The sequence below is a fragment of the Polaribacter sp. Hel_I_88 genome (genome assembly GCF_000687935.1).
Lineage (GTDB): Bacteria > Bacteroidota > Bacteroidia > Flavobacteriales > Flavobacteriaceae > Polaribacter.
On the sequence record NZ_JHZZ01000001.1, the window covers coordinates 1944286 to 1963186 of the forward strand.

The 18901-nt window shown below is 30.5% G+C and carries 20 protein-coding genes; 12 read left to right on the forward strand and 8 right to left on the reverse strand.

Annotated elements, in window-relative coordinates:
- Positions 1–7: 7 nt before the first annotated feature.
- From P161_RS0108705 to P161_RS0108715, 3 genes are read left to right on the forward strand one after another with little or no spacing between them, the layout of a single operon-like run.
- On the forward strand, positions 8–2179 hold the full coding sequence (locus tag P161_RS0108705) for a T9SS type B sorting domain-containing protein (RefSeq protein ID WP_026776623.1): 2172 nt from the start codon (positions 8–10) through the stop codon (positions 2177–2179).
- 4 nt (positions 2180–2183) lie between these two features.
- Positions 2184–2786 carry a carboxymuconolactone decarboxylase family protein gene (locus P161_RS0108710; protein ID WP_026776624.1) on the forward strand — a complete coding sequence of 201 codons (603 nt, stop codon included), beginning with the start codon at positions 2184–2186 and terminating at the stop codon, positions 2784–2786.
- A 22-nt stretch (positions 2787–2808) separates the two neighbouring features.
- Positions 2809–4356 carry a M20/M25/M40 family metallo-hydrolase gene (locus P161_RS0108715; protein ID WP_026776625.1) on the forward strand — a complete coding sequence of 516 codons (1548 nt, stop codon included), beginning with the start codon at positions 2809–2811 and terminating at the stop codon, positions 4354–4356.
- A 74-nt stretch (positions 4357–4430) separates the two neighbouring features.
- On the opposite strand, the gene P161_RS0108720 is transcribed toward P161_RS0108715, so the two are convergent.
- The 4 genes from P161_RS0108720 to P161_RS0108735 all read right to left on the reverse strand — a co-directional run bounded on the left by P161_RS0108720 (position 4431) and on the right by P161_RS0108735 (position 8139).
- The gene (locus tag P161_RS0108720) at positions 4431–5003 is read right to left on the reverse strand and encodes a uracil-DNA glycosylase family protein (RefSeq protein WP_026776626.1); all 573 of its coding nucleotides are present in this window, start codon (positions 5001–5003) and stop codon (positions 4431–4433) included.
- The gene (locus tag P161_RS0108725; RefSeq protein ID WP_026776627.1) at positions 5003–6361 is read right to left on the reverse strand and encodes an NAD(P)/FAD-dependent oxidoreductase; all 1359 of its coding nucleotides are present in this window, start codon (positions 6359–6361) and stop codon (positions 5003–5005) included. Before P161_RS0108725 ends, P161_RS0108720 begins: the two co-directional genes overlap by 1 nt.
- Positions 6362–6450: 89 nt before the next feature.
- Positions 6451–7644: an ATP-binding protein gene (locus tag P161_RS0108730; RefSeq protein ID WP_026776628.1), complete on the reverse strand. Its 1194-nt coding sequence runs from the start codon at positions 7642–7644 to the stop codon at positions 6451–6453.
- Between the two features lie 159 nt (positions 7645–7803).
- Positions 7804–8139, reverse strand: coding sequence for a HopJ type III effector protein (locus tag P161_RS0108735; protein WP_026776629.1), 336 nt, complete (start codon positions 8137–8139; stop codon positions 7804–7806).
- Between the two features lie 548 nt (positions 8140–8687).
- On the opposite strand from P161_RS0108735, the gene P161_RS0108745 reads away from it, so the two are divergent.
- Genes P161_RS0108745 through P161_RS0108755 form a run of 3 tightly spaced genes read left to right on the forward strand, consistent with a single transcriptional unit; the run spans position 8688 to position 10158 of the window.
- Positions 8688–9203: an RNA polymerase sigma factor gene (locus P161_RS0108745; protein WP_026776631.1), complete on the forward strand. Its 516-nt coding sequence runs from the start codon at positions 8688–8690 to the stop codon at positions 9201–9203.
- Positions 9184–9612 (forward strand): hypothetical protein, encoded by a 429-nt coding sequence (locus P161_RS0108750; RefSeq protein WP_026776632.1) that lies wholly within the window; start codon positions 9184–9186, stop codon positions 9610–9612. The genes P161_RS0108745 and P161_RS0108750 overlap by 20 nt, the downstream gene beginning before the upstream one ends.
- Positions 9613–9657: 45 nt before the next feature.
- The gene (locus tag P161_RS0108755; protein ID WP_026776633.1) at positions 9658–10158 is read left to right on the forward strand and encodes a hypothetical protein; all 501 of its coding nucleotides are present in this window, start codon (positions 9658–9660) and stop codon (positions 10156–10158) included.
- A gap of 295 nt (positions 10159–10453) precedes the next feature.
- Here P161_RS0108755 and rsmI read toward each other — a convergent pair whose 3' ends face one another.
- Genes rsmI through pnuC form a run of 3 tightly spaced genes read right to left on the reverse strand, consistent with a single transcriptional unit; the run spans position 10454 to position 12386 of the window.
- Positions 10454–11125 (reverse strand): 16S rRNA (cytidine(1402)-2'-O)-methyltransferase, encoded by a 672-nt coding sequence (rsmI, locus tag P161_RS0108760; RefSeq protein WP_026776634.1) that lies wholly within the window; start codon positions 11123–11125, stop codon positions 10454–10456.
- Positions 11126–11136: 11 nt separating this feature from the next.
- Positions 11137–11793 carry an AAA family ATPase gene (locus P161_RS0108765; RefSeq protein ID WP_026776635.1) on the reverse strand — a complete coding sequence of 219 codons (657 nt, stop codon included), beginning with the start codon at positions 11791–11793 and terminating at the stop codon, positions 11137–11139.
- Entirely contained in the window at positions 11754–12386 is a 633-nt protein-coding gene (gene pnuC / locus P161_RS0108770) for a nicotinamide riboside transporter PnuC (protein ID WP_026776636.1), read from the reverse strand. Before pnuC ends, P161_RS0108765 begins: the two co-directional genes overlap by 40 nt.
- Positions 12387–12563: 177 nt before the next feature.
- Here pnuC and P161_RS0108775 point away from each other — a divergent pair, with 177 nt between their 5' ends.
- Together P161_RS0108775 and P161_RS0108780 are read left to right on the forward strand one after the other, a co-directional pair.
- Entirely contained in the window at positions 12564–12818 is a 255-nt protein-coding gene (locus P161_RS0108775; protein ID WP_026776637.1) for a type II toxin-antitoxin system Phd/YefM family antitoxin, read from the forward strand.
- A 1-nt stretch (position 12819) separates the two neighbouring features.
- Positions 12820–13077, forward strand: a complete 258-nt coding sequence (locus P161_RS0108780) for a Txe/YoeB family addiction module toxin (RefSeq protein ID WP_026776638.1) — start codon at positions 12820–12822, stop codon at positions 13075–13077.
- A 39-nt stretch (positions 13078–13116) separates the two neighbouring features.
- Here the strand turns inward: P161_RS0108780 and P161_RS0108785 are convergent, their stop codons facing one another.
- Positions 13117–13743 carry a 4'-phosphopantetheinyl transferase superfamily protein gene (locus tag P161_RS0108785; RefSeq protein ID WP_026776639.1) on the reverse strand — a complete coding sequence of 209 codons (627 nt, stop codon included), beginning with the start codon at positions 13741–13743 and terminating at the stop codon, positions 13117–13119.
- 62 nt (positions 13744–13805) lie between these two features.
- Here P161_RS0108785 and ahcY point away from each other — a divergent pair, with 62 nt between their 5' ends.
- The 4 genes from ahcY to P161_RS0108805 all read left to right on the forward strand — a co-directional run bounded on the left by ahcY (position 13806) and on the right by P161_RS0108805 (position 18885).
- Positions 13806–15113: an adenosylhomocysteinase gene (gene ahcY / locus P161_RS0108790; protein WP_026776640.1), complete on the forward strand. Its 1308-nt coding sequence runs from the start codon at positions 13806–13808 to the stop codon at positions 15111–15113.
- A gap of 593 nt (positions 15114–15706) precedes the next feature.
- Positions 15707–17137, forward strand: a complete 1431-nt coding sequence (locus P161_RS0108795) for a DASS family sodium-coupled anion symporter (protein WP_026776641.1) — start codon at positions 15707–15709, stop codon at positions 17135–17137.
- A 111-nt stretch (positions 17138–17248) separates the two neighbouring features.
- Complete coding sequence (locus P161_RS0108800) at positions 17249–17614, forward strand: S24 family peptidase (protein ID WP_026776642.1); 366 nt, start codon at positions 17249–17251, stop codon at positions 17612–17614.
- Positions 17611–18885, forward strand: coding sequence for a Y-family DNA polymerase (locus tag P161_RS0108805; protein WP_026776643.1), 1275 nt, complete (start codon positions 17611–17613; stop codon positions 18883–18885). The genes P161_RS0108800 and P161_RS0108805 overlap by 4 nt, the downstream gene beginning before the upstream one ends.
- Positions 18886–18901 lie beyond the last annotated feature (16 nt).

Sequence of the window (18901 nt, forward strand, 5' to 3'; positions counted from 1 at the left end):
GGTAAAAATGATAAATTCTATAAATTTTAAATATATAATACTTTTTTTTCTACTGTTGATAAAAAGCCCTTTTCTGTTTTCTCAAACGGATGCTGCACCTATAATAACAGCGGAAGGAAGGCAAGCATTTTGTATTGGGAGTCCCATAAATATTGTTACAGACTTTACAATTACAGATGCAGATGATACAGGAATTGCAGCTTTCTTTATTCAAATTTCATCAGGATATCAAATTAATTTTGACAGATTAGAATTAACAGGAAATTATCCAAATATTTCAACCACTTTTGATGCAACTGAAGGAAAACTTTCTTTTTCTGCAACAAATGGAACTTCAGAAATTTTATTATCAGAATTAGAAAATGCAGTAAAAGATGTTGTTTTTAGAACAACTGCAACAGATGTAGTTTCAGAAAAATCTTTTTCTTTTACTATAGACGATGCAAACTATTTACCCTCCACAGACCATTTTTATGAATTTGTTGCAGACGAAGGAATTACCTGGACAAACGCTAAAATAGCTGCCGAAAATAGAACTTATTTTGGAAGAGAAGGATATTTAGCTACGTTAACAAGTCAAGAGGAGGCAGATTTTGCAGGGAAACAAGCTGCTGGAGCAGGTTGGATTGGTGGAAGTGATGCAGATTCGCCCAATGTTTGGAAATGGGTTACAGGTCCAGAGGCTGGCACAATATTTTGGAATGGTGGTGTAAATGGAAGTTCTCCAAATTTTGCATTTTGGAATACTAATGAGCCTAATAATTTTGAAAATAGAGGAGAAGATTATGCACATATTACAGCTTCAGGTTCTGGTATTCCAGGTTCTTGGAACGATTTAACGAACACTGGTGATGCTTCTGGAGATTTTCAACCAAAAGGTTATATTGTAGAATATGGAGCTCCTGGAGATCCACCTTTAAGTATTGTAGCTAGCACTAGTATTTATATTCCAGAAATCCAATCAACTACAAATGCAACCATTTGCGAATCTGGTATAGCAACAATTTCAGCTACTTCAAATGAAGGTCAAATTCTTTGGTTTGCCACACAAACAGGAGGTTCACAAATAGCAACAGGCAACGATTTTACAACACCAGTTTTAACAACAAGCACTACTTATTATGCTACAGTTTCTGTAGGTGGATGTACTACTTTAAACAGAACTCCAGTTACAGTTACTGTAAATCCAAGACCAACTATTGTAAATACTACAGGAGATTTAATTTGTGCTGGAAATGCAAATTTGAGTGCAACAACTTCTTCTGGAGCAGCAATTTGGTACGAATCTTTAACGAGTACAGTTCCTATTTTTATTGGGAATGATTTTAGAACACCAGCTTTAAATTCCACAACAAGTTATTTTGTGGCAGCCAATAATTCTGATTGTGAATCTAATGCTAGAATAGAAGTTATTGCAGTTGTAGACGCTACAATTCCAGATTTTGAGGTACTCCAAGAAACGTTTATTTTATGTGAAGATATTGGTTCTGTAACTTTAGAAACCATAAATGCGCAAGGCAATTATAGCTATATTTGGAAAAATGAAGGATCTATTATCTCTGGAAATTTAGAAACAATTTCGGTTACTTCTTCTGGAAGTTATTCAGTAATGGCAATTTCTGAAGCTGGTTGCGAATCTTCAGAGCAACTAATTACTGTTGTGGATTCTGAAAAAGCAACAATAACTAAAGACGATGTGCTTATAACTGATGATTCTGATAACAATTTCATACAAGTTACCAACCCAAATTTAGGAAATGGCGATTATGAATTCGCCATTGATGATCAGTTTGGAGATTACAAAGAGGAAGGTGTTTTTCAGAATTTATCAACTGGAATACATACCTTATTTGTTAGAGATAAAGGTGGTTGTGGAACTGAATCTTTTGTCTTTTCAATTTTAGGATATCCAAAATTCTTTACACCCAATGAAGATGGACAGAATGATTTTTGGAAAATTTCAGGATTTGATAGGATGTTTTATCCAACATCAGAAATATTTATTTTTAACAGATTTGGAACGTTAATTTTTAAGTTTGATGAAAATAGTTTAGGTTGGAATGGCGATTACGAAGGAAAAAAATTACCTTCTAACACTTATTGGTTTAGAGCCATTTTAACAGATATAAATGGCTTCTCAATCGAAAAAACAGGGAATTTTAGTTTAATAAGAAAATAAAAATATGGCATTAGTAACACCATTATCAGCAGAACATGATTTAGAAACCAAAGAATTAGCAACCTTTTTTAATGAAACTTTGGGATTTTGCCCAAATTCCGTTTTAACAATGCAAAGAAGACCTGCAATTTCTAAGGCGTTTATCAACTTAAATAAAGCTGTTATGGCTAATGAAGGGCGAGTTACATCTGCTTTAAAAAGAATGATAGCTTGGGTTTCTAGCAATGCTACAGGTTGTAGATATTGCCAAGCACATGCTATAAGAGCTGCAGAACGTTATGGAGCAGAGCAAGAACAATTAGATAATATTTGGGAATATAAAACACATTCCGCTTTTTCTGAGGCAGAAAGAGCAGCATTAGATTTTTCGTTGGCTGCTTCTATGGTTCCAAATGCAGTAAATGCAGAAATTAAAGCAGCATTATATACATATTGGGATGAAGGTGAAATTGTAGAAATGTTAGGTGTAATTTCACTTTTTGGCTATTTAAATAGATGGAATGATTCTATGGGTACAACTTTAGAAGAAGATGCTATAGATTCTGGAAATCAGTTTTTAGGTAAACATGGTTTTGAAGTAGGAAAACACGATGGATCAAAATATTAATCAATTAACTAAACTAAACATTATGAAGAAAATTTTTACAATTTCGTTGGTACTTTTTTTATCAGCATTTTCGCTTGTTGCTCAAGATAAAGAAGCAATTATAGAAGGTATTGTTACAGAAGCAAATGAAAACTCACAACTTAAAAAGTTAGGTCATGAACTTATGGATGTTATTGGGCCAAGATTGGTTGGAACTCCACAAATGAAACAAGCTAATGATTGGGCAGTTGCCAAATATAAATCTTGGGACATTGCTGCAAGAAATGAACAATGGGGAGAATGGCGTGGTTGGGAACGTGGCATTACACATATAGATATGGTGTATCCAAGAGTTCAATCTTTAAAGGGAACACAATTAGCTTGGAATCCAGGAACTTCAGATAAGGGTGTTACTGCAGAATTGGTCATATTACCAACTGTAGAAAATCAAGAAGAATTTAACAAATGGTTGCCAACTGTAAAAGGCAAATTGGTAATGACGTCTATGAAACAACCAACAGGAAGACCAAATTACAATTGGGAAGAATTTGCGACAGAAGAATCATTTGAAAAAATGAAAAATGAAAGAGATGAGCAAACCAAAGCTTGGAGAGATAACTTAAGTAATATCGGTTATGGTAGAGATTTAACTTCAGAGTTAGAAAAAGCAGGTGCTGTTGGTATTGTAGCTTCAAGATGGTCTAGTGGTTTTGGTGTAAATAAAATATTTAGTGCAAGTACTAAAAAAATACCTACAGTAGATTTAGAATTAGAAGATTATGGAATGTTATATAGAATGGTTGAATATGGAGACAAACCACAAATTAAAATAGTAGCAAAAGCTAAAGAATTAGGGAATGTACCAACTTTTAATACAATAGCAGAAATAAAAGGAACTGAAAAACCAGATGAATACGTAATTCTTTCTGCACATTTCGATTCTTGGGATGGAGGTACAGGAGCAACTGATAATGGTACAGGAACTTTAGTAATGATGGAAGCTTTACGTATTTTAAAGAAAATATATCCAAACCCAAAAAGAACAATTTTGGTAGGTCATTGGGGAAGTGAAGAGCAAGGTTTAAACGGTTCTAGAGCTTTTGTAGAAGATCATCCAGAAATTGTAGACAATATGCAAGCTTTATTTAACCAAGATAATGGAACAGGAAGAGTGGTAAGTATTTCAGGTCAAGGATTTTTACATGCTTACGATTATTTAGGAAGATGGTTAAGTGCAGTGCCTAGAGATATTACCAAGCACATAGAAACTACTTTTCCTGGAACTCCAGGAGGTGGAGGTTCTGATTATGCAGCTTTTGTTGCAGCTGGTGCTCCAGGGTTTAGCTTAAGTTCTTTAAGCTGGTCTTATTGGAATTATACATGGCACACAAACAGAGATACGTATGATAAAATTGTTTTTGATGATGTGCAAAACAATGTAATTCTTACAGCAATTTTAGCATATATGGCTAGTGAGGATCCAGAAAGAACATCAAGAGAAAGAATAGTATTGCCAATAAACCAAAGAACAGGAGAACAAAGAACTTGGCCAAAACCACGTTCGCCACAAAGAAAAGGTGGTTTAGATTAAATCTAAAAAAAGTCTCAACAAAAAAAGTCTCATCAATTTGATGAGATTTTTTTTTACAGGTAGTTAAACTACTTTTAATTGTTGATGATTTTAGCAATACTGTTTTGTAATTCAGGAATCACCTCATTTATAAACCAAGGATTTTTCTGAATCCAAAATCTGTTTCTTGGAGATGGATGAGGTAATGCAAAATACTCAGGTAAAAAATCTTTATAATTTTGTACAGTTTCAGTTAATGTTTTTGGTTTGTTTTCTAAATAATATTGCTGAGAATAGTTACCAATTAATATTTTAAGTTTTACATTTTTAAATTGATGCATAACTTTTTCGTGCCATAAAGGAGCACATTCTTTTCTCGGTAATTTATCACCATTTTTTCCTTTTCCAGGATAACAAAATCCTGTTGGTAAAATTGCAAAGTTGTCTGCATTGTAAAAAGTGGTTTCATCAACATTTAACCATTTGCGCAAAACTTTTCCACTAGGATCATCCCAAGCTTTCGATTTTAAATGTGCAATTCTTCCTGGAGCTTGACTTATTAAGAGAATTTTCGAATTTTTATTTGCTGAAATTATAGGATTTGCACCTAAATCTAGTTGAGGTTCACAAAGGGTACAATTTCTAATTTCTTTTAATAATTGTTGCATTACTGTTGTTTAAACATGCTTTTTAAATCATTTGTAAAAGAAGGATAGGTAAAAATTAATTTTTTAAATTGGTCAGTTGTCATTTTATTGTTAATGGCAGTTGCAAAAATATTAATGTTTTCATTGGCTTGTGAGCTTAATAAATGTGCTCCAACAATTTCGTTAGTTCTGGTATTGGCGATAATTTTATACGCATATAATTTTTCATTCGTTTTTTTTGCATTGTACCAATTAGAGGCATCACCTTTGTAAACAGTAATGTTCTTGTAACGTTTTTTTGCTTCTTCTTCAGTATAGCCAACAGTTGCTAAATTAGGGTATGTAAAAACTACAGAAGGCACCAATGGATTTGCAAATTCTTTTGAATTTTCTTTTACAATATTATTTCCAACAATATAACCTTGCAACCCAGAAAGTGGCGTTAATGGTAAGGATTTGCTAGAAACATCTCCACAAGCAAAAACATTTTTATTAGTTTCATTTACTAAAAAATCGTTTACAATAATTCCAGATTCATCATTTTTAATATTAGCATTTTCTAAAGCTAACAATTCAGTTGCAGGTACTCTGCCAGAAGTATTAAAAGCAATATTAGATTTTACAGTTTTCTTTTTTCCTTTTTGTTGATACGTAATTTTAAGGTTTTTCTTCTTTTTTTCTATGGATGAAACTTCGGCATTAAAAATAAAATCAACACCATTTTCTGACATGGATGATACTAATTGATCGACTAAAAACGGATCGAATTGAGATAAGGCTTGCGATCCTCTATCAATCATCGTTACTTTACAACCTAAAGTTGATAATAAATAACAAAATTCCATACCAACATATCCTGACCCAATAAATGTTGCTGATTTCGGAACTTTTTTTAATTTAAAAATATCGTCACTAACTTTTAAATGTTCTGCACCTTTAAATTTTAATTTTCTTGGAGTTAAACCAGAGGCAATCACAAATTTATCTGCTGTAACTCTTTTTCCTTCAACTTCAATCTCGTTTTTGCTCATGAATTTTGGAGATTGATGATACAAATCAATATGTAAACTTGTAAGATTTTCTTCTGTGTTTTTAGGAACTTTTTTAGTAAACTGTTTCTGAAATTTTTGAACATGTTTCCAACTTATTTTGGGAACTTTTTCAATTCCTAAACCTTTTAGTTGTGATGTTTTTTGCATCAAATCCGCAAATTGTAAGAGTACTTTTTTGGGATCACAACCTCTTATGGCACATGTTCCACCAAAAGCTCTTTTGTCTGCAATTGCAACAGAAAGTCCGTTTTTGGCACAAATTTTTGCAGCAGTTTGTCCAGCAATACCACTTCCAATAACAAATACATTATAATGTTTGGTTTCCATAAGGTTTAAGAATTTTTATCAAAAGTAAACCAGAAAAGTAATTTTTATTAATTGGTTTGATAAAATTGTGGACTGATTTACATTTAAAATCAATACATAAATCCAAATAAATACAAAGGAATTATATTCAACCCACCAACTTCCATATCATCTCTAGCCACAAAACTATTTTCGATTCCAAGAATTTGTTTTGTCGATTTATTTTTACCACCAACTTCAAATGTATATTTTTTGTTGATTAAAAAATCACCTTTCTCTGCCAAATGAATTTCGTGAATGTGTTTCATTTGGTTTGCAAAGAATGTTTCTCTTAATGTACCGATTTCTGCTTGTTTTGGTGCTAAAGCATAAATTAAATTGGTGTTGTTTAAATACAGTTTTTCAGGCTTTGTGAGTGCTCCAACACCTTTTGTGGGTTTGTATAATTCTAATACTAAATCTGCTCTGTTTAGCAACTTTATAGCGTTAATCAAAAAAGTTCTGTTAATTCCTAAACGTTCGCTTAACTTTTTAATATTTGGTGTAAAAGGAACACTTTGTGCAATAGCAACTAATAACTTTTTAATTTTTCTAGTTTCTTCATACGCAATATTTTCAACTGCATTAAAATCAGCTTCTATAATTAAATTAATCGTCTGAATTAATTTTAACTCATAACTTTCTAAATTTTCTAAAAAATAAGGATAGTTCCCAAATTTTAAATATTCTTTAAAATACTTAATTGGCGTATCAATTTTTGTGTTAATTTCTCTTGCTATTTTTTTATGATTCGTTAAAATTTCTTCTAAAGAAAAAATTGGCAATTCTTTATCAATTCTAAAATGTAAAAATTCTCTGAATGATAATTCTTTTAAATAATAAGGGACAACTCTTCTGCTTAAATCGGATTCTCCTTTGTAAATTTCTAACATAGAAGAAGAGGTAAATACCGTTTTTAATTTCGGAAATTGATCGTAAATTAATTTTATTTCTCTGGACCAATTTGGGTATTTATGCACTTCATCTAAAAATAAATGAGTGCCACCTTGCAAAACGAATTCTTTTGCTAAATCCACTAAATTATTTTCTAAAAAATACAAATTATCTAAAGAAGCATATAAAGGTTGTGCATCTTCTGGTAAATAGAATTTAATTTTTTGCAATAAAAGTGTTGTTTTACCTGAACCTCTAGCACCTTTTATGGCAATTAGTCTGTTTGACCAATCTATTTTATTGATTAAGTAACGTTCTTTTTCAAAAAGATTCGCTAAAAATAATTCTTGAAGTTCAAATAAAGCAAGCATAATTGTTATTTTTAATAACAAATATACATAAAAAGTGTTATTTAAAATAACAAAATTAGTAATAAATTGTTATTTATAAAAACAATATAAATAAAATATGTTTATGGTTAAAAACAATTTAAATAAAAACTGTTTGTCGTAAAAAAACAATTTACTTTATTATTTCAATGCTAAAGCGTCATTTTCAAAAGCTAAACCATCAAAACCAAATTCTATAAAATTTCTAATATTTTGGTGAGATGTTCCATTTGTATCTTCTAAAACAGTTGCATAATGTTCGCCAAAACAGGCCAAGGTTTCTTCTTTTGTGATTTGTTGATGAATAGCAAATGCAAACAATTTGCAAGACCCAGAATTTTCGCCAGCTTTATTTTTAATGTTTCCGTTTGTAAAGGCTGTTGGTGTAAAACTGTAATGATTTTCAATAACTTGCATGGTTTCTGCAAATAATATTAAATTCGGAGTTGTTTTTAGTTTTGAGAAAAATAGTTTCATTGTATTAAGATTAGGATGTTTTTACAGACCTCACAGGTTTTCAAAACCTGTGAGGTCTAAAATAGTAAGTTTTTTTAACTAATTGAAGTGCCATTTCTTGGTTTTTTTTCTTCATATCTTAAATTGGTAAAATAAACATAATATGTTTGGAATAATTTAGATTACTATCATTTTAGCTGATTTAAATTGAAACAAGATACATTAGCAAAATAGAATTACAAATTATGAATATTTATTTAATTTTCACCTTTATACTTGGTCTATGTAGGGTCTTACGTGTTGGGATTCTAATAAGGCTTTGGCAGTATAAAAGATTGTATCCAAATGCAACGATTGAAGAAGTTAAGAAATTTGAAAAGGAAATTAAGAATAATTATTATTTATTTCCTAAAAACAGAAACGATGAAAAATGACATAATATTAGGAAACCTTCCTTGTCAAATAATTTTACTCGACTTTTTTTCTGGTACAGGTAGTTTTTTACTTAATCTTAAATAAAACCGATTTCTTTGTTATAATTCCATACGTTTTTACGTTATATAAATAGAATGAACAAAAACGATTTTAAAGTTACTATTTTTTCGTTATCAGAACGTTTGTTTCCTTTAGTTGTTCGTTTGTTGGGCGATAAAACGAAGGCAGAAGATGCTATTCAAGAAATAATGATAAAACTCTGGGAGAAAAGAAAAAAGCTCGAAAATCATCCAAACATAAAAGGTTTTGTTTTTTTAACGGCTCGTAATTACTGTTTAGATATTTTGAGAAAAAAACGAATTTTAGTAAATGATGGCGAAATTTATTTAAATCTAGTATCTGATACAAATGAACATTCTCCTTTAGAAAGCCAAGAATTAAACGAAATTATTAACGAGATTTTAAAAAAATTACCAAAACAACAGCGAGAAATTTTTATCATGAGAGATTTAGATGGTTATGAATTTACTGAAATAGCAACCCTTATGAATCTCAAAATAACAAATGTGAGAGTAGTATTATCAAGAGCGAGAAAAACGATTAGTATAGCATTAGAAAAAACGTATAGTTATGAAAGAGGAAACTATTAAAAATCTTTTCGAAAAATATAAAAAGGGAGAAACTTCTTTAAAAGAAGAGGAACAATTGTTTTATAATGTTGGAGAAAATCAACCAGAAATAAAGATTTTAGCTGATTTTGTAAATGAGAATAAAATAGAAACACCTTCTAATTTTAATGATACATTATGGAAATCTTTTGAAAAGAAAACAACTAAAAATAACAACCTCAAAATTGGAATTTTCTCTGCTGCTGCATCTATACTTCTTTTAGTTAGCTTGTACTTTGGCAATTTAAATAAAGATGAGTTAAGTTATGCTGAAAAAGAAGCGTTGTTAAAGGAAGCAAAAAGTATGTTTACAGATGCTGAAGTAAAACAAACAATCCACAATATTATTATTGAAACCGATTTAATAATCGTGTATACAAAAAAAGAATAAATAACAATTTAACAAAGTTTATCAATTATTAAAAACTAACAAACAATGAAAAAAATATCAGTTGCTTTAATTATAATGATTTTTACTATTTCATCAATTCAAGCTCAAAAAGAAAAAGATAAAAAAGATCGAAAAGAAGAACTTATTGTAAAGTTAAGAGAAGGCGCAAAACCAATTATATATGTTGATGGAAAGATCTTTGATTTCCCAATGGAATTAATTGATCAAAGTAAAATTGAATCCGTATTTGTTGTTAAAGGTGCAGATGCAAAAACAAAATATAAGGCTCCTGATGGAGTTATTTTAATTACAACAAAAAGTTTTGAATTAATTAAAATTTCTGAGGAGTCAATAACAAAGAATTACAAAATAGAAAGTAAAAACGATCCAATTGTAATTGTTGACGGAAAGGTCGTAGATAAAAATATTTTAGAGGAACTGAAAACTGAAACAATTGATAAAATGCAAGTTATAAAAGGAGAAGAAGCATTAAAGAAATACAATGCTCCAAATGGTGTTATTATAATTACTACTAAAAAGAGATAATTTTATAATAGGTAAGTTTCCTTTAAAGGGTAAAAATCAACTACATAAAGTTCATTCATAAACTTTATGTAGTTGATTTTCCATTTTGCTAAACTTTAAAATCTTCGACAAGCTCAGATGGACAAATGTTATTTTTATTGGATTTTGTAATCAGAATTATAATTATTTATCTCTAAAAACAATTTAATCTGACAATGTCTGGCTGAGCTTGTCGAAGTCTAATTAAGTTTTCTGGTTTTATATAGCCATGAAAGCCATAGAACTTGATAATTATACCATTCTCAAGTTAAAAAACCTATTTCTTCCCTTCAACAATCACAACAATTTCACCTTTTGGAGGTTTAATTGTGTAATGTTCTAAAACTTCAGTAGCAGTTCCTCTTATGGTTTCTTCGAACATTTTTGTGAGTTCTCTAGATACTGAAACTTGCCTGTCAGCACCAAAATACTCTATAAAATGGGCTAAAGTTTTCACTAATTTATGAGGCGATTCGTAAAAAATCATCGTTCTTTTTTCTTCGGATAAAAGCAAAAAACGTGTTTGTCTTCCTTTTTTTACGGGTAAAAAACCTTCAAAAATAAACTTATCATTTGGCAAACCAGAATTTACCAAAGCTGGCACAAAAGCAGTGGCTCCAGGCAAACAATCTACTTCAATATTATTTTCTACACAAGCTCTGGTTAGTAAAAAACCAGGATCAGAAATGGCAGGAGTTCCAGCATCAGAAATTAAAGCACACGTTTCGCCATTTTTTAATCGGTTTATGATTCCTGTAATCGATTTATGCTCATTGTGCATATGATGACTGTGCATTTGTGTAGCAATCTCAAAATGCTTTAAGAGTTTTCCACTTGTTCTTGTGTCTTCTGCTAAAATAAAATCGACTTCTTTTAAAACACGAATTGCTCTAAAAGTCATGTCTTCTAAATTGCCAATTGGAGTTGGTACTATATATAATTTACTCATATTGTGTTGTATTAATAGTCTAAAGAAGACCCAAAATCATTATTTTGATGCAAAAAATGCATATCTAAATCTTGTAGAGAATCAGAAAACGAATGCAAGTTTTCATTTTCGCTAATAATTTTATCAATGGTTTCAGTAGCTTTTTTAAAGCGTGTTTCTTTATCACCTTTTAATAAAATATAGTTGCAATTGTGTTTTTTTAAAGCGTTTTCAAAAGCGTTAAACATTTCTAAACGCAATTCTGGTCTGTCTCTTAAATCGTCTTCCTCCCAAGGCGTATCTATATACGTTAGCAAATATAAATCGTATTTATTTTTTTTGGCAGCTTTGTTTAAATTTTCATCCACAAAACCTCCATAAAATTCTTCTGAATATACTTTGGTTTCAAGCAAATCTGTATCGCAAATTAAAACTTTATCGGCTTTTTTTGCTAACTTATTTTCCAGTTTCATTTGTCCAATTGCAATCGGAATTAAATCTTCAGCTTCACACGTTTTACGTTCGTTATTCCATTTTTTTTGTAAATAATCGCGTGCAAATTCTGGTGCCCAAACAGTATTGTAATAACGAGCTAATTGTTTAGAAAGTGTTGTTTTTCCTGTAGATTCTGGTCCAAATAAAACAACTTTTACGAGGTTGATAGGTTTTTGTCTAAGCTTTTTTTCCATGCTAAATAGCCAAATATGGCAATAAATGTAAATCCTAAATATTGTAGGCTTGTAAATGTAAATCCTTTATAAAAATATAAAGGTATAGAAATGATGTCTCCTACAATCCAAAAAAGCCAGTTTTCTACTTTTCGTTTTGCCATTAACCACATCCCTACAAAGAAAATTGCTGTAGTAAAAGTATCAACATAAGCAACCCAAGAAGTCCATTTATCAAAATAAATATACACAAAATACACAAAGAGAATAGTTGCTAAGAAGATTAAAATAGCAATTTTATGTTCTTTTTTTGTGGTTTTAGAAATTGGAGTTACTCGAATTTCATCTACTTTACGAGTCCAAATATACCAGCCATAAATACTCATGATAAAATAGTAGGCATTTATCATCATATCGCCTAAAAGTTCCCATTTTAAAAGGAGATACACAAAGATACTTGTGCTGATCATTCCTGTTGGGAAAACCCAAATTTTATTTTGTTTAGAAAACCAAACTGATAAAAAACCAAATAGTACAGCAATAATTTCTAAAGTTATATCTATTACAGAGTATTCTTTATATTGACCAAAAAAGAAATCGAAAATTTCTGTCATTTAATTTGTGAATGTTGGAACTTCAAAAGTAAGGAGATATTTTGTTTTTATCATTTTAGAATTTCATTAAACACAGTTTTCTTAAAATATTTAAAATGATAATTATTATAATACTCTTAAAAAGTTGTAAAAAAATATATTTTGTACGTATATTTGTACATATTAAAATACAAAATTATGCAAATTACAACTGTTTCAGATTTTAGAAAAGATATGAAAACCTATTTAAATAATGTTGTCAAAAACTTTGAAACTTTGCTTATAAATCGAGGTAAAGACTCAGGTATTGTAGTAATGTCTTTGCAGGAATACAATTCCTTAATGGCAACAAATCACGAATTGTCCTCTAGAAAAAATGAATTACGATTAGATTCAGCGATTGATAAACTTAAAAATAATGCAACTTTCGAAAAAGATTTAATTCAAGATTAATATGAAATATATTTTCGTTGATGAATCTTGGGAAGACTATTTATATTGGCAAAAAACCGATAAAAAGAAAGTCAAAAAAATAAATGAACTATTAAAAGATATTGCTAGAAACCCTTTTGACGGAATTGGAAAACCTGAACCTTTAAAACATAAATATGCTGGTTTTTGGTCGAGAAGAATTGATAGTGAACATCGTTTAATTTATCAATATAGAGAAAATGAAATCTTAATAGCAAAATGTAGATTTCATTATGATTGAAAACTCAATCTTGAATCCGAAATTTTAAACCTTGAATAATCAAAAAGCAAACACACAAGTAAATCCTTCAAATTCCAAAAATTCAACACTATAAGCAGTAGTTTCTCCATCAAAACGAATTTCTCCAGTAGTTTTTGCATCAGCAAATTTAAAATCGGCAACATAAATATGATGTAGAAAAAGTAGTTTTTTCTTCCCATAAATTTTATATAAACTCTCTTTTGCTCCCCAAACAATGGTTAATTTGCTAATTAAAGCATCATGATTTGCAATGGTTTTGTATTCCTTAAAAGGTGTAAATTTATGTGCGATTTTTAAGATTTTATCACGCTGTTTTTCAATATCAATACCAACTTCGGTTTCTGTAGAATATATAATGGCAGTAAAATTAAAAGAATGTGTGATAGAAATAAATCGGTTATTATTGAGATGAGGTTTTCCAAATTCATCATAAATCAAATCAGCATCTGTTAAATTGATTTCTTTCAATAAATGTCTTATGCTCAAAAAACCTTTTTGATGTACATCAGATTTCATAGAATTAAAACGAGCTTCATTACTTTCAGTAAGTGAAATCCCAGTTTTTAATTCGGCTATAGTTTCCTCAATTTTCCAAATAAAAACTTTGGTTTTTGAGCTGATAGTTAATGTTTTGTAAAGACCCATAATTTTTAATTTCTATGTTGTAACTTTGCAGTCGCAAAAAATAGATTATAAATATACAAAATATGAGCACAAAAACAGCGTACGTACCTTACAAAGTAAAAGATATTTCTCTAGCAGATTGGGGAAGAAAAGAAATGGATTTGGCAGAAGCAGAAATGCCAGGATTAATGTCTTTAAGAGAAGAATATGGAGATTCGCAACCTTTAAAAGGCGCAAGAATTGCAGGATGTTTACACATGACAATTCAAACTGCTATTTTAATTGAAACGTTACAAGCTTTAGGTGCAGAGGTTACTTGGAGTTCTTGTAATATTTTTTCTACACAAGACCAAGCTGCTGCTGCAGTTGCTGCTGCAGGAACACCAGTGTATGCTTGGAAAGGAATGAATGAAGAGGAGTTTGATTGGTGTATTGAGCAAACCTTATTTTTTGGTGAAGATAGAAAACCATTAAATATGATTTTAGATGATGGAGGAGATTTAACCAACATGGTTTTAGATCGTTATCCAGAATTGGCTGCAGGAATTAATGGTTTATCAGAAGAAACTACAACTGGAGTTCACAGATTATACGAAAGAGTAAAAAACGGAACATTGCCAATGCCAGCAATTAATATTAACGATTCTGTTACAAAATCTAAATTCGATAATAAATATGGTTGTAAAGAATCTGCAGTAGATGCAATTCGTAGAGCAACAGATATTATGTTAGCAGGAAAACGTGTAACTGTTTGTGGTTATGGAGATGTTGGTAAAGGAACAGCAGCTTCTTTTAAAGGAGCAGGTTCAATCGTTACTGTTACAGAAATCGATCCTATTTGTGCATTACAAGCTGCCATGGACGGTTTTGAAGTTAAGAAATTAGAAACTGTTGTGGCAACTTCAGATATTATTATTACCACTACAGGAAACAAAGGAATAGTTAGAGGAGAGCATTTTGAAGCAATGAAAGACAAAGTTATTGTTGCAAACATTGGTCATTTTGACAATGAAATTGATGTTCCTTATTTAAACAAAAACAGTGAAAAAGTAGAAATCAAGCCACAAGTAGATAAATATAACATCAACGGAAAAGATATTATTTTATTGGCAGAAGGTCGTTTGGTAAATTTAGGATGTGCAACTGGTCACCCAAGTTTTGTAATGAGTAACTCATTTACAAACCAAACTTTGGCGCAAATGGAATTGTGGAACAACGCAGATGCTTATGAAAATAAAGTATACATGTTACCAAAACATTTAGATGAAAAAGTAGCATTTTTACATTTGGCAAAAATAGGCGTAGAATTAACAGAATTGAGCAAAGACCAAGCAGATTATATTGGTGTAACTCAAGCAGGTCCTTTTAAGCCAGAGCATTATAGATATTAGTATTTAGAGTTTTAGTCGTTAGCAATTAGTGGCTAAAAATTAGATTTGTCATTTCGAAATGAGCCTTTTTAGGCGATTGAGAAATCTCATAAAATGTTAAAACCTTTCCATTAACTTGGAAAGGTTTTTTGTTTTTCTAAATAATTCTAAAGAATACAATTTCCACACAGTTTGTCATTAAGGAAGAATCTTTTTTTATTTGGGCGTTTTAACAGGCTTTCCACTATATCTTTTTTGAGAAAAACAAAAAAGGATGTCGTTTCAATCCTTAACGCGAATTTTCAGCATTTTTAAAAGAGAATTGTCACATCGAGTGAATTTGATTTTTCATCAAATTTGTATCGAGATGTTTTTTGGAGTTTTTAAATCTAATTTCGAAAAAATTTACTTCATTCTTCCTGCAAGGTTTCAAAAACCTTGTAGGTATAATTCCAAAAAGAGGATTAGATTGAAATACCTACAAGGTTAAAAAAAACCTTGCAGGATAATCGTTTTTTAATAATTAGAAATTGATTTTCATTATTATAATTTTAGAGCGGTAATTTTAAGGTTACTTTTTAGTATTTTGCACCAACTTAACCAATTAACCAAAAATGCAACCAACCAAAAGATTAGGTTTACTTCTAGGTCCAATATTATTTTTCTTAATCCAGTTTTTACCATTAACATTAATTTCAGAAAAAGCAGATGCAGTAATTGCAGTTGCCATTTGGATGGTTATTTGGTGGATTACAGAAACCGTAAATATTGCAGTGACAGCTCTGTTACCATTAATTTTATTCCCATTATTAAAAATAATGGATATTGCAGATGTTGGTGCAAACTATGGAAGTCCAATTATCTTTTTATTCTTTGGTGGTTTTGTGTTGGCTTTGGCTTTAGAGAAAGTGAATCTGCATAAAAGAATCGCATTAAATATTGTAAAACTTACAGGCACAACTCCAGAAAAAGTTGTGTTAGGTTTTATGCTGGCAACTGCTTTTATGAGCATGTGGATTAGCAATACAGCATCTACAGTTGTCATGTTGCCCATTGCAATTTCTGTAATTCGATTGCTGATAAAAGATGAAGATGGATTTACAAAAGGCGATAAAAATTTTGCATTAAGCATTATGTTGGGAATCGCTTTTGGCGCAAATGCAGGTGGAATTGCCACCGTTATTGGAACACCACCAAATTCAGTTTTAATAGGATTGTTAGAAAATCAATATAACATACAAATCTCTTTTTTAACGTGGATGAGTTTTGGTTTACCATTTTCAATATTAATGATTATTGCCGTTTATTTAGTGCTGGTAAAATGGATGTTTCCTTGTAAAGAAATTGTGTTTACATCTTCTGCAAACTTAATATCAGAAGAAATTAAAAAGTTGGGAAAAATATCCAAAGAAGAAAAAAGAGTGTTAACCATTTTTGGAATTACCGTTTTTTTATGGATTACAAGAACCATTATCAATTCTATTTTGCCAGAATTAAAATTATCAGATACTATAATTAGTTTAATTGGGGCAGTTTCTTTATTTGCAATTCCTATGAACTTTAAAAAAGGGAATTTTATTTTAGAATGGAATGATACTCAAAAATTAGCTTGGGGAATATTACTGCTTTTTGGAGGAGGTTTGGCACTTGCAAAAGGAATGGATTCCAGTGGAATTGTAGCTTTAATTACAGATACAATTGCAACAGGAAATTTCAACATTCTATTCACAGTTTCGCTATTAATTATTTTGATGTTGTTTATGACAGAATTAATGAGTAATGTTGCCTTGGTTGCTGTTTTGGCGCCAGTGGTTGCAGGGATTGCAGTTGGATTAAATATTCCGATTTTAAACTTGTTAATTCCTGTAACCATGGCAAGTAGTTGTGCATTTATGTTGCCAATGGCAACGCCTCCAAATGCCATTGTTTTTGCAAGTGGTTATGTAAAAGTAAACGAAATGGTAAAAGCAGGTATTTTCTTAAATATCATTGCAGTTGTTTTGTTAATCTTGTATTATCAATTTGTAATTCCGTTGTTTTTTTAACGGTTTCATTTTTCAATTTTATAAAATATTGATTTTCAAAACATTGAAAATTGTTAATTAGTTCTTTTAATATTAACATTTACCAATTGCTTTTTCTTGTAATTTTAAAGTGTGAAATCAGGTAAGGTAAATTTAGTAGAAAAGTCTAAAAAAAGCTATAGAGTTGCGCGTCCAAAACAGACGGGTTTCTCTAGTCCTGCAACACATTACACAGAACCAAGAATCGATTTAAATGCTGAATTAATTACAAATCCGTCAGCAACTTTTTACGTAAGGGTTATCGATAATAGCTTTCAAGATTTTGATATTTTAGAGAACGATGTTCTAATCGTAGACAAATCATTAACTCCAAAAAATAACCAATTGGCAGTTGTTGTAAAACAAGACGCTTTTCAAATTGAAAGAATTGATACAAACTCGAAAGAAGAAATTCAACTTTGGGGAGTTATTACCTATGTTATAAAATCTGTTTTATGATTGCTTTAGTAGATTGTAACAGTTTTTATGCTTCTTGTGAGCAGGTTTTTAGACCTGATTTACAAGGAAAACCTGTGGTGGTTTTAAGCAATAATGATGGTTGTGTAATTGCTGCCAACAAAGAAGCAAAAGCGTTGGCACACATCCCAATGTTTCAACCTGTTTTTAAAATTAAAGAAGTTTTAAAAGCAAATAATGTTACCTGTTTTTCATCCAACTATACCTTATATGCAGATTTATCTCAAAGAGTAATGGATACTTTACGAGAATTTTCGCCAATTGTAGAGGAATATAGTATAGATGAAAGTTTTGTAGATTTATCTCATTTTGATGTGGATGAACTAGAAGAAATTGCACATAAAATTAAAGAAACTGTGCATAAAAATACAGGAATTCCGGTTGGAGTAGGAGTTGCCAAAACAAAATCGCTCTCAAAAATGGCGAATAAATATGCCAAGAAAATTCCAGCAAATAATGGAGTTTATGTAATTGATTCCGAAGAAAAAAGAAGGTTTTTATTACAAAATAATAGCGTTAAAGATATTTGGGGAATTGGACGTAAACATACAATTCGCGTAGAAAAAACGGGAGCAAAAACAGCGTTAGATTTTGCTGAAACTAATTTAGCTTGGGTTCGCAAAGAAATGACAGTAGTTGGTGAGCGTTTATGGAGAGAACTCAATAATTTTCCTTGCCACACAATGGAAGTTGAAATTGCCACCAAAAAAGGAATTGGCACTGCAAAATCTTTTGGTTATAAACTCACAGAATACAGTTTAATTGAAGAAGCAACTAGTTATTATGTAGCAGAAGTTGCAGATTTATTGCGTCAACAAAACTCGGCTGCTACTTATTTAGAAGTTTTTTTACAAACCAATAGTTTTAGCAATACAGATCATCAATATTATAAGAAAATTATCATCACTTTAGAGATGCCTACCAATAGTACAATTAAGTTAACACAAGAAGCTATTAAAGGATTAAGGCAAATTTTTATACAAGGATATCGCTATAAAAAAGTAGGTGTTCATTTATTTGGTTTAGTACCAGATTCAGAAATTCAAACCAACTTATTTTATCAAGAGCAAAAAAGCGAAAGTAAAAAACTCACAAAAGCAATTGATGCTTTAAACAGTAAGTTTGGTAAAAATAAAGTAAAATTAGCCTCTGTTGGTAACAGAGAAAGTGAATGGGCTTTGATTAAAGAACACAGAAGCCCAAGATTTACCACACAATGGAAAGAGCTTTTAACAATTGGGAAAATTAAATAAGTATTGGTTTGCTTTT